This window comes from Paenibacillus aurantiacus, from assembly GCF_042431225.1.
In the GTDB taxonomy this organism is placed as follows: Bacteria; Bacillota; Bacilli; order Paenibacillales; family Paenibacillaceae; genus Paenibacillus_Z; species Paenibacillus_Z aurantiacus.
The window spans coordinates 1-11,362 of record NZ_JBHMDO010000054.1 but is presented as its reverse complement, the minus strand read 5'-3'; the positions used below and the strand labels follow the sequence as shown (position 1 = coordinate 11,362).

Annotated in this window: 9 protein-coding genes; 6 read left to right on the top strand and 3 right to left on the bottom strand. The window is 58.5% G+C overall.

Annotation, left to right across the window (positions count from 1 at the left end; genetic code table 11):
- Nucleotides 1-6: 6 nt before the first annotated feature.
- Nucleotides 7-1,020, top strand: a complete 1,014-nt coding sequence (locus tag ACFFSY_RS33055; RefSeq protein WP_377502539.1) for a M14 family zinc carboxypeptidase — start codon at nucleotides 7-9, stop codon at nucleotides 1,018-1,020.
- A gap of 119 nt (nucleotides 1,021-1,139) precedes the next feature.
- On the opposite strand, the gene ACFFSY_RS33050 is transcribed toward ACFFSY_RS33055, so the two are convergent.
- Genes ACFFSY_RS33050 through ACFFSY_RS33040 form a run of 3 tightly spaced genes read right to left on the bottom strand, consistent with a single transcriptional unit; the run spans nucleotide 1,140 to nucleotide 3,800 of the window.
- Nucleotides 1,140-2,171: an SGNH/GDSL hydrolase family protein gene (locus ACFFSY_RS33050; protein WP_377502537.1), complete on the bottom strand. Its 1,032-nt coding sequence runs from the start codon at nucleotides 2,169-2,171 to the stop codon at nucleotides 1,140-1,142.
- The gene (locus ACFFSY_RS33045; protein ID WP_377502535.1) at nucleotides 2,168-2,407 is read right to left on the bottom strand and encodes a hypothetical protein; all 240 of its coding nucleotides are present in this window, start codon (nucleotides 2,405-2,407) and stop codon (nucleotides 2,168-2,170) included. The genes ACFFSY_RS33050 and ACFFSY_RS33045 overlap by 4 nt, the downstream gene beginning before the upstream one ends.
- Nucleotides 2,391-3,800, bottom strand: coding sequence for an FAD-dependent oxidoreductase (locus ACFFSY_RS33040; RefSeq protein ID WP_377502534.1), 1,410 nt, complete (start codon nucleotides 3,798-3,800; stop codon nucleotides 2,391-2,393). The genes ACFFSY_RS33045 and ACFFSY_RS33040 overlap by 17 nt, the downstream gene beginning before the upstream one ends.
- 169 nt (nucleotides 3,801-3,969) lie before the next feature.
- Between ACFFSY_RS33040 and ACFFSY_RS33035 the strand changes: the two genes are divergently transcribed.
- From ACFFSY_RS33035 to ACFFSY_RS33015, 5 genes are all read left to right on the top strand, one after another.
- Nucleotides 3,970-4,998 carry a LacI family DNA-binding transcriptional regulator gene (locus ACFFSY_RS33035; protein WP_377502532.1) on the top strand — a complete coding sequence of 343 codons (1,029 nt, stop codon included), beginning with the start codon at nucleotides 3,970-3,972 and terminating at the stop codon, nucleotides 4,996-4,998.
- A 538-nt stretch (nucleotides 4,999-5,536) separates the two neighbouring features.
- Nucleotides 5,537-7,327, top strand: coding sequence for an extracellular solute-binding protein (locus ACFFSY_RS33030; RefSeq protein ID WP_377502530.1), 1,791 nt, complete (start codon nucleotides 5,537-5,539; stop codon nucleotides 7,325-7,327).
- Nucleotides 7,328-7,407: 80 nt separating this feature from the next.
- Nucleotides 7,408-8,322 carry an ABC transporter permease gene (locus ACFFSY_RS33025; RefSeq protein WP_377502528.1) on the top strand — a complete coding sequence of 305 codons (915 nt, stop codon included), beginning with the start codon at nucleotides 7,408-7,410 and terminating at the stop codon, nucleotides 8,320-8,322.
- A 14-nt stretch (nucleotides 8,323-8,336) separates the two neighbouring features.
- Nucleotides 8,337-9,215, top strand: a complete 879-nt coding sequence (locus tag ACFFSY_RS33020) for a carbohydrate ABC transporter permease (RefSeq protein ID WP_377502526.1) — start codon at nucleotides 8,337-8,339, stop codon at nucleotides 9,213-9,215.
- Nucleotides 9,216-9,254: 39 nt separating this feature from the next.
- Nucleotides 9,255-10,973, top strand: coding sequence for a sensor histidine kinase (locus tag ACFFSY_RS33015; protein WP_377502524.1), 1,719 nt, complete (start codon nucleotides 9,255-9,257; stop codon nucleotides 10,971-10,973).
- Nucleotides 10,974-11,362: the final 389 nt, after the last annotated feature.

Below are 11,362 nucleotides of genomic sequence, written 5' to 3'. Positions count from 1 at the left end.
TCGCAGGTGGTCGCGCCATTTTGGATAAGCAGGCTGCAAGACATTGAGGAAGGGTTGGCCCGTGTATCGCAAGGTTCGGTCCGCACGCTCGCCTCTTCGGCAGGCGGCAGAGCCATCCCTATCGCCGAATACGGGACGCAAGAAGATTTTCATCGCCAAGCGAATTACAGCTCCGCCTGCGGCGCGGGCGATCCGGCGTTCTACGCGAGGAAGAGCGATCAGGCGAAGCCCGTGCTGCTGATCGTCGGCGGCATCCATGGCGGCGAGCTGGAGGGCATCGCGGCGGTGATGAATCTCATCCATCTGCTCGAGACAGGTACGGATTACCGGGGCAACCCGTACCCGTATATTACGGAGAACGCCCATCGGTTCCGTCTTCTCCTGATCCCGTGCATGAATCCCGACGGACGGGCGAGACTTCCGATCGATACGCTGATCGATGTCCCGTACGAGCAGTTCGTGTATTACATGCAGGGGTCGTGGAAGGATGGCACGTTATGCAAGTGGCCGGATTGCAAGGCGGTGCATCCCATCAAGGATGCCGCGGGATACTTGGGCTCGTATTTCAACGATGACGGCGTGAATATGATGCATGACCATTTTTTCGCGCCGATGGCCAAGGAGACGAGCGCGCTGCTCGCGCTCGCGGATCGGGAGGCCGTCGACTTCTCCGTGCTGCTTCATGGCGGCGCGAATAGCGAGGTCCATTTTACGACCATTCCTTATCTGCCGCTGTACATCGCCAACCGGCATCAGGCGTTCAACGGGAGAATGGCCAAAGCCTATGCGGAGCAGGGCATTCCGTTCGCGGACCGCAACTTGATCGAGGCGGACACAGGGAATTATCCGTTCCCCTCGTTCAATCTGACGTCCGCCATTCACCATGTGTGCGGAGGCATGAGCCTGACCTTCGAGTCGAACATGGGGCTGGACGGACCGGGCGTGAAGCTAACGCCGGATGCGATTCTCGACAGTCATCTCGTCTTATTCGAGCAGATGTTCCGGTTTAGCTTGGAGTAGTAGGAAAGACGGCGGAGGCGCTGTAGCGTCGAGCCTAGTAAGAAGGCAGCGTCGCGCATACACAGCGTCAACACTTTAAGAGTCCGCGTTTAACGCGGCTCTTTTATTATTGGGCGTCCTTATCCCCTATAATATCGACGAATCACAGGCACAAGCGCCTCCGCCATTCGATGAAAGCCAAGATCGGTCGGATGAACGGCGTCGACGGTGCAATCGTGGTAATCCTCGCCCAGCAGCGCGCCGCCGTCGCAGAAGTAGATGCGCCGATCCCCGTTCACCAGGCAGGCGTCCACGACGGATCGTTGGATAGCTTGGCGCTCCAGCCGGAGCGCGTGCAGTTCCGGCGCGAAATGTTCCTTGCCGAATCGAATCTGCGAAAGCACCAGAATAGGCACGTCCGGATGACGGCGGCGATAAATCCGAATGAATGCCGGCAGCGTGGCGCGGAGCGAATCGGGGCTGTCGCAGTTGGCTTCGTAGTCGAGCACGAGCAGGCCCGGATTGGCGATGCCGCTGATCAGTTCGGCGACCTCGGATTCGCCCTTCCCGCTGCCGGAGAAGCCGAGATTGCAGAACTCCGCGTTGATGCTGCGGCTTAGGATGTTCGGATATGCCATGCCGGGCCGCGACGCGCAGCCGCCCTGCGTGATGGACGTGCCGTAGATGACGATCTTCCGATCGCTGGCGTAGGGTGGCGGAGGGAACAAGTCCGCGCAAGGGGCAAGCCCGATCCGCACGTCTTCGACCCCCATGTAGAGCGGGAAATACAACGTAATATTGCGAAGGCCATCCATGTGGTTCTCGTATACCTTGACCTCGTATTCAGGCTTGGAATGGTCGTACACGGTGGTGCCGTAATACTTCTGTTCTCCGGGGCTGCCGATGTAGCAGTCGAATGCGCATTGCCCTGTTGCCGGCATATGGTTCATGTCGGCGATGCCGCTCAACCGGACCTTCACGAATAAGCTCGCCGAGTTCGTTTGAAATCGGATCTGTCCGCCTGCCGTATGGTTCGCCAGCTGATCGACCATTGGCGGAATCGGATGCGAAGGCGTTCGCGGCAGCCTTCGGTATAGCTTCTCTTCGCGAACCCAAGCGAATCCGGCGATATGAAAAGGCGGCTCCAGCGGCGAATGCCATTCCAGCGTCATCGAATCTTCCTCTCTTCCATGCAGCTTCTCAATCGATCTTCGTTCGATCCTCGGCTTGCGCTGTCGCATGCGACGGATCGCCGCACAGGCGGCGCCGTCATGTCCTCGGTGTCAAACTCCTTCGTCTTGCCTTCGGTCTCAGGCTCTTTCGTCATGCCCTCGCTCTCAAGCTCCTTCGTCATGCCCTCAGTCTCAAGCTCCTTCGTCATGCCCTCAGTCTCAGGCTTCTTCGTCATATTCTACGGTCCCCGCTGCCACGGCATGCTCCATATCCGCTTGCCCTGGATGCTCGCCGAGCCATGCCCCTTGTTCGATCAGTCTGCGCTGAAGCTCCGGCACGCTGATGCCGCGGAAGCCAGCGCCAGCTTCGGCCGCCATCGCCGCCGCCGTGCCGGCCGCTTGCCCCATCGCGAAGCAGTTGGGCATGACGCGAAGCGAACCTTGCACGGGACGGTCGGAGGAGACGGACCGGCCGGCGACGATCAGGTTCGACTTGCCCTGCGGCAGCAGACAGCGGAAGGGGACGCCGTGCGACTTGCCCTTGGGCAAATATTTGATCGCCATCGCGCCGGATGCGTTGGCCAAATGGAGATCGATGTAATACGAGTTGCGGGCAATGTCATCCTCGAACGACCGCATCGACAGGAAATCCTCGATCGTCAGCGTATAGTCGCCCTGAATGCGCCGCGTCTCGCGAATGCCGATCTGATCCCCGGAATGAACGAGCTTCGCCCGCTCGAAGCCCCGCACATGCTTCCTTAGGAAAGCGAGCTGCCGCTCGATCAGCCTGCGCCCTTCGATCGCCGCGCGGGTCAGATCTTCCGCCTTGGAGCCGTCAATGCCGAAGATATGGCCGAAATTAAACCCGACCACGGAATCGGACAGCCACGAAATGCCCGAAATCCGTTTGCGCCCCTCCGGCAACTCGCCGCTGAGCTGCGCTTCCGCCAGCGTCTTCTCGAGCCCGGGATTCTGGCCGGTCTCGTCGAGGAAAAGCAGGAATCGCGCCTTGTCGGCATTGCAGACGAGATAGCACATCGTGCCCGGCTGCAGCTCGCCGGCTTCCCCTCCGAGTTGGAAAGGCACGCCGGCCAGGGCGGCCAAGTCCGCGTCGCCTGTCGCGTCGACGTACAGCTTCGCCTGCACGACCGACCTCCCGCTCTTGTTGCTGACGACGATGCCTTGGATCCGGTCGCCATCAGTCAGCACCTGGTCTACGAACGTGTGGAACAGCAGCTGGGCGCCGCTCGCTTGCACTTCTTCGTCATACACGCGTTTCAGCGCTTCCGCGTCGATCGGCACCCAATCGAGCTGCTCCTTGTACGCGCGGAGGAAGGTCTCTCCGGAAGCGAGCTTCATCTTCTCCATCAAGTCGAGTCCGATGCCTCGAATGACCGGCTTCTCCCCGTCCGTGAACGGACAGAAGGAGGGGACGAGCGCCGCGGTGGCCATGCCGCCCAAGTAGCCGCGCTGCTCTATCAACAAGGTGCGCGCGCCGCTTCGGGCAGCGGCGATCGCGGCCGCGATGCCGGCGGCGCCGCCTCCCGCGACGACTACGTCGGGGGTATGCGAGACGGGCAGCGTTTGGGCGGGAATGGTAAACGTGGCTTGCGGGAATCCAGTCGTCATCAACAATCTCTTCCCTTCTGAATAAAGTTATTAAACATCAATTAAACCGGTTTAATAGAATGCTAAAGCAACGTTTCGCAAAAGTCAACGACTCCTTGCGCGCATTGCGAGGCGGCTTTCTTATCCCTTACAATGGAGGGATACGACAACCGGAAGACAGGTGAAGTGCTTGCCAACATTGAAAGATATCGCCCAACTCGCGCAAGTCTCGAAAGCGACCGTATCGCTCGCCCTTGCCGGAGATCCGCGCATTTCGGCCGAGACCCGCGACAAAGTGACCGCGATCGCCGAGCAGCTCGGTTACATCCCGAACCGGATGGCGCAAGGCTTGAGCCGTGCCAGGAGCCAATCGCTCGGCGTGCTATTCTACGGCGGGCTCTCCAATCCGCTCGAGGATTTCTTCAGCGACACGCTCATGGGTATCGGCCACGAAGCGCTGCAGCTTGGCTACAACGTCGTGCTGCTCGGCTTCTCGCAGCAGATGAACGGGGAGCAGACGGACTGGACCGAACAGGTGATGCGCTCGGGGGTCGACGGCTTGATCGTCATTAGCATGACCTCGCCGCTATATGGATTCGAGAAGCTGCTCGCCATGCGTTTCCCGATCGTGTTCATCGGCAAGCGCCAAGTCGCCGGCACGGCGCCGCTTAAGGTGAACGAGGTGTCGACCGATCATTACGGCGCGGGACGAGCCGCCGCCGACTATTTGCGGCGTCTCGGCCACGCGGAGCTGGCCGTCGTGGCGCCCGAATCCGCTTCCGATTGGATGGAGGAGCGCATTCACGGGTTCTTGTCCGTCGACCGACAGCTGCTGCGGGAGCTGAATGATCGCGTGTATTACGTAGCGGAGGAGGAATCCGCGGAAGCGACGTTCTCCAGCATGCTCGCGCAAGGCTACACGGCTTACTTCGCGATTGCCCCGCATCTCGGCCTGTCCTTGCTCCAAGCGCTGCAGCAGCAGGGGATTCGCGTCCCCGAAGACGTCTCTCTGCTTGTCTATGACGATTTCCCGTCCGCTTCCCTGCAGCGCCCGCCGCTCACCGTCTTGAAGCAGGACATGCGAGCGCTCGGGCGGCTCGCCTTCCAGCGCGCGATCGAGATGATCGCGGACCCGGACGAAGAGCCGAAGCACATCCTCATCTCGGCCTCGCTCGTAGAGCGGGAATCGTGCGCCCCCGCGCATCGACGAGAAATATAAACGCACGCGACACGGCACGCCCGACATCGAACAATCTTATAGGCAATCCGATCAACCTCTATCGAAACCGCTCATCCCGAGCGGTTTCGATAGAGGTTTTTTCGTTGCTTATGAAGCACGGCCACAAACGTAAAGCGTGTCCGCGGAAGCGGACGAAAGCGAGAGTCTGCACGAAAGCAGCAATAGAAACGTAAACGAAGCAGGATGCCGCCCCAAGGCCAAACGTTGCGAACGAAGCTCGAACAACAGCCTTGTCCAAATGAAAACGACTCCCATACCTGACTACTGGACAAAGCGAGCATACCTCGAAAGGACACATCGAAGACGGCCGCGTAGAAGGTACGCTATATAGCGGTGTCCAGAGGGTGCTAACCCTCTGGTTCCCCTCAGAGGAGGGGGAAGGGGGAGGGAACCTTGAAGGGGGGAGGAAATACTCGTTTTTTGATGCAAACCTTAAAAGAGTTGTGTGTTCTTTCTTTCATCCGCGGAGGTAGAATGAGATCAGCAAGTCTACCACATACATCGAGGGGGATGGAAAGTGAAACAGAAGAGGAAGCGCTTGCTCGGCTCCATGGCGTTTATTCTGGTCTTCACTGCATATTTGGCCGCTTGTTCGTCGGACAACAAACCGAACAACGGCGCGGTCGCGTCGAAGGAGACGCCCGAAGCAACGGCGCCGGCCAAGGCGACGGAACAAGCGATTGACCACGCGCAGCAGGCGAAGATCAAGTTCGACCCGCCGGTGACGATTACGACGGCGATCGTGCAAGAGCAGCTGGATAATGCGTTCAAGCCCGGCGAATCGATCGAGGACAACGTGTTCACGAAGTGGATGAAAGACAACATGGGCATCGAGGTCAAATTCGACTTCATCGTCGGCAAGCAGGCGGACTTCGATACGAAGCTTCGTTTGCTCCTCGCAAGCGACGAGAAGCTGCCCGACGTCTTCACGGGATCGTTCGCGGCCGATCTGATCGACGCCGGCAAGCTGCTGCCCTTGAACGACGCGATCGAGAAGTATGCCTCGCCGAATTTGAAGCAGCTGTTCGCCAAATTCCCGCAGGCTTTCGAGCCGGTCACGCGCGACGGGGTCATCTACGGCATTCCGCGTTTCCTGTCGGCCGACGAGGGCGGCGTCATGTGGATTCGCGAGGATTGGCTGAAGAAGTTGAATAGGAAGGCGCCGACGACGATCGAGGAGCTCGAGAAGCTGCTGGACGCGTTCACGAATCAAGATCCGGACGGCAATAGCAAAGCGGATACGTTCGGTCTCGCCGTATCGCTGAAGGACGGCATGTATACGTGGATGGCCAGCGCCGACCCGATCTTCGGGGCATATAGCGACTATATGGCGCCGGAGTTCCGCTTGATCGCGCAGTTCTGGAATCCGGATGCGAACGGGAAGCTGGTGTACGGCGCCGTCGACCCGTCCGCCAAGCCGTTCCTCGCGACGATGGCCAGATGGAAGAAGAACGGCTATATCGATCCCGAGGCCGGGGTGAAGGACGCGATGAAGGCCGTCGAGCCGGCGGCGAAAGGTACGGCGGGGGTCGTGTTCGGACCGAACTGGATGGGCCAATGGCCGCTCGAGGATACGTTGAAGGCGAATCCGAACGCCGTATGGAAGGCGTATCCGGTTCCGGCAGGACCGGACGGCAAGGTCGGGCGCGTCGTGAATTTGACGGGCGGCTCCCTCGTCTTCAGCAAGGAGTTCAAGCATATCGACGCCTGGTTCGCCTATCTGAACAAAATGTATGCGCGTCAATTCGGCAGCACGGATCCGTATTACGATCCGGCGTTCGATATCGGGTTCTTCGAGGGCTACGACTACGTGAAGCACGACGGCAGGATCGTCAAGAGCGGCTTCCAAGAGAGCGGCGTCCCGCAAGACAAGTGGCCGCTCGCCAGCGGCAAAGCGATGGAGATGAAGTATGCGCTGTACGCGCTGCACGGCGCATTCGCGCCGACCGTCCCATACCTGGGCGACCCGGGTTATGCGAAGTTCGTAGCCGACCCGAACGCGCCGGCCGCCAACTCGGCGGAAGAGCGGGTGAAGAGCCTGACGAAATCCCAATTGGAAGCGGGCAACGTGCGTCAGACTCAATCCGCCGCCGACAAATTCAACGCCTTCCAGGGCGCGCCGAGCGAGACGATGCAGTCCAAAGGGGCGTTGCTGAACAAGCTGGAGTCGGAGACGTATCTGAAAATCATATACGGCGAGAAACCGGTGGACTACTTCGATGAATTCGTGAAGGAATGGAAAGCCAGCGGCGGCGATCAGGTCATCGCCGATGCGAACAAATGGTACGAGAGCACGAAGAAAAAGTAACGCGGACCGGGGGCTTTCGGAAGAGGAGAACGAGCAAGTTCCAAAAAGCCCCTCCGGCCAATAGGAGAAGAGTGACGAGAATGAAAGAGACAAGCAAATTCGCTTCCTATTGGAAGCGAACCTGGCCGCTCCACCTGCTGGTGCTCCCCGCATTCCTGATTACGCTGATCTATCAGTACATACCGATGCTCGGTTCGGTCATCGCTTTCAAAGATTACAAGCCTTGGGTGGGCATCTTGGACTCGCCCTGGGTCGGGCTGGAACACTTCGAGTACTTATTCACGTTTCCCGACAGCAAGCAAGTCATCTGGAACACGCTGGTGATCGCGTTCTGCAAGCAAATCCTCGGCATTCTCGTGCCCGTCCTGTTCGCGCTGCTGCTCAACGAGGTGGTCAAGACGGCGTTCAAGAAGACGATCCAGACGCTCGTCTACATGCCGCATTTTCTGTCCTGGGTCATCTTGGGCGGGATCTTCGTGGACGTGCTCGCCGTTCAGGGAGGCATCGTCAACCGGTTGCTCGGTCTATTCGGCGCGGAGCCGATCTTCTTCCTGGGCAGCAATGACTGGTTCCGGGCGACGGTGGTCGTCACGGACGTATGGAAGGAATTCGGATTCGCCGCGATTATCTTCTTGTCCGCGCTCGCCGCAGTCAACCCGAATTTGTACGAGGCGGCGGAGATCGACGGCGCGAATCGGTGGAAGCAGACCCTTCACATTACGGTTCCGGCGATCATGCCCATTCTCGTCGTCGTGGCCACGCTCGCGCTGGGCCGAATCATGAACGCCGGCTTCGATCAAATCTACAATTTATACAATCCGCTCGTCTACGAGACCGGCGATATTATCGATACGTTCGTCTATCGGGTCGGCCTTGAAGGCGGACAATTCAGCTTCGGCACGGCCGTCGGGTTGTTCAAATCGGTCATCGGCTTCACGCTCATCGTGGTCTGTTACCGCATTCTATACAAGCTGGCCGATTATCGAATCTTCTAAGGAGGTCTGGCGACATGCGGCATCGATCCGCTTCCTATCAACTGTTCTCGATCTGCAACACGATCGCGCTCGCCGTATTGGGGCTGCTGTGCGTGCTGCCGGTGCTGCACGTGTTCGCCGTATCGCTCAGTTCCAGAGCGGCCGCAACGGCCAACATCGTCAATTTCTGGCCGGTCGGCTTTACGACGGACGCGTACGAGCAGACGCTCGCGAATACCCACTTCCTCCGCGCCTTGTATGCCGGCGTCGAGCGAACCGTGCTCGGTACGGGCATCTCGATCATGGTGCTGCTGCTGGCCGCCTATGCGCTGTCCAAACCAGACCGTAAATTCGCCGGACGCAGCGCGTATGCCTGGTTCTTCGTCGTCCCGATGCTGTTCGGCGGGGGGATGATTCCGACGTACCTGGTCGTGAAGGAGACCGGGCTGCTCAATACGGTATGGGCGTTGGTCATTCCGGGCGCGGCGAGCGCGTATTTGCTCATCCTGATGCTCAATTTCTTCCGCACCGTTCCGATCGAGCTGGAGGAGGCGGCCTTAATCGACGGCGCCGGGCATTTCACCACGTTGTTCCGCGTCTATCTGCCGGTATCGATGGCGGGCATCGCGACGATCAGCCTGTTCGAGATGGTGGCGCATTGGAATTCCTGGTTCGACGGCATGATTTATTTGAAGAATCCAAAGGACTATCCGCTCGCCACGTTCCTGCAGTCGGTGATCGGCAAGGAGAACTTCCAAGAAGCCGGCATCCAGGCGGAAGACGTCGCGAATATATCCAGCCGTACCGTCAAAGCTTCGCAAATTTTCATCGGCGCGCTGCCCATTCTGGCGGTATACCCGTTCCTGCAGAAGTACTTCGTCAAGGGCATTGTCCTCGGTTCCGTCAAAGGCTAACATAGCATTACAAGACGGATACAACGAGGGGCTGAAGCGATGCCGTTCAAGCTTAGCATTTTCAATAAAATATTGATTCTTCTCTGTTTGCTGCTCGTGCCGATCGTGCTGCTCTACAGCTATTCCAACCAGGTCAGCACTGGGGTCATCGAACGGGAAATCAACAAATCGAACGGCAGCCGGCTGTCGTTCTTCGTCGGGCAATTGAATGCGACGGCGGATCAGCTATGGAAGGCGGCGTTCAATCTCGGCAGCGATCCGGACGCGTCGAAGCTGATGTTCAAATCGATCCGGAATGCTTCGTACGACGTGCTGATCACGAAAGAATTGATCGCGGCCAAGGCCGATCTGCAGAGCAATACGTTCGGCTGGAACAACGAGTTTACGATTTTCGCGCCGGGGACCGGGCAGACGATTACGACCAATTCGTCCCTGCGATACGACGTTCATCATTTGCAAAGCGATCAGACGGAGTCGTGGACCTATCGTTCAATCGCCACCGACCACGGGGAAGGGTATCATTTCATCCGCTATTTGACGGAACCGTACATGAAGAAGCTGGACTTGAACAAGGCGAATCTGATCATTGAGGTCGCCTTCTCGGCGAATAACATCTCGACGATGCTGGACCAGCTGCGGCACGGAAGCAGCGGCAATCCGATTCTCTATCATCCGGATTATGAACCGATTACGGGAACCTCGTACGATCGCGAGCTGCTCGGGCAGGTCGTGGAGAAGCTGCATGCGCTGCGTCTGGCTCCATCCGGCTATACGGAAATCGAAATCAACGGCAAACCTTATATCGTGACCTACGAGAAGTCGAAAGCGCTCGGGTGGTATCTCGTCGACTATACCCCGCTCGGGGAGCTGCTGCAGCCGATCACGGACAGCCGGAACTTGTTCTATGCCTCGACCGGGCTGCTGCTCGCGCTTAGTCTGCTGGCCGCCGCCTTGCTGTACCGCAACGTGCAGATGCCGGTCCGCGAGCTCATTCTGAGCGTAAGGAAGCTGAAGCGAGGGGATTATTCGGCCAGAGTGTCCGCCAAGACGAACAATGAGTTCCAGTATCTGTTCGATCAATTCAACCACATGGCGGAGGAGATTCAACGATTAATTGAAAGCGTTTTCTCAGAGAAACTTCGGGTTCGGGAGGCGACGCTGAAGCAGCTTCAATCGCAGATTAATCCCCATTTTCTGTACAACAGCTTCGCTTTCATTCAAAGCATGGCCCAGCTTGAGAACAAGGAGGCCATCATCGCCGTCACGCAGCGCTTGAGCAAATATTACCGGTATACGACGAGGGTGGAGAATCAGACGGGCAGCCTGGGCGAAGAGCTCGACCTCATTCGCAATTATTTGGACATTCATGCCATGAAGATGCACCGGCTTCAGTACGAGATCGACATGCCGGACGACATGCTGTCCATGACGCTTCCAAGGCTGCTGCTGCAGCCGATCGTGGAGAACGCCATCGTGCACGGCATCGAGCGGAAGCCCGGACCGGGCATGATCCGCATGACGGGTTCGAAGCAGGACGGGGTGACGGAGATCGTCGTGGACGACAACGGAGCAGGCCTCGATCCGGATCGCTTGATGCAGCTGGCGGCGAAGCTGCGGAAGTCGATGGACGACGACATGGGCTGCGGGTTGTGGAACATTCGGCAGCGGCTTGTCCATCAGTTCGGATCGGCGTCGGACCTTTGCTTGGAGGCTTCGCCGCTCGGCGGACTCCGCGTCACGATTCGCATCATCGAATAGGTCGCTATTCGCGAGGGGCTGCCAGGGGAATGCGGAAAAGCGCCCGGTGAATCACCTGCGGTATCCGGTTGATAAGGCGTGGCAGCACGAAAAAGAGAATCCTGAAGTTTTCCAGCGGAAAACTCACTTCGGAAGCATAAGTTGGGTGAAGTCCTCTGGTTCCCCTCGGCGGAGGGCGATGCTGTCAGGTTAAGGAAAAACGTTGAATGAAACTGAAGCTTTGTCTGTCAGGACAAAAGCGTGCCCCGCTCGAACGCAACCGCCGCCCGCAACCCATGTTGTCAGCACGAAAAGGGAGTTCAGAGGGCAGAGCCCTTTGGTTCCCCTCAGCGGAGGGCAATGCTGTTAGGTTAAGCTTTACAGGCTGCGCCGTTTGATGGAGGAGTACC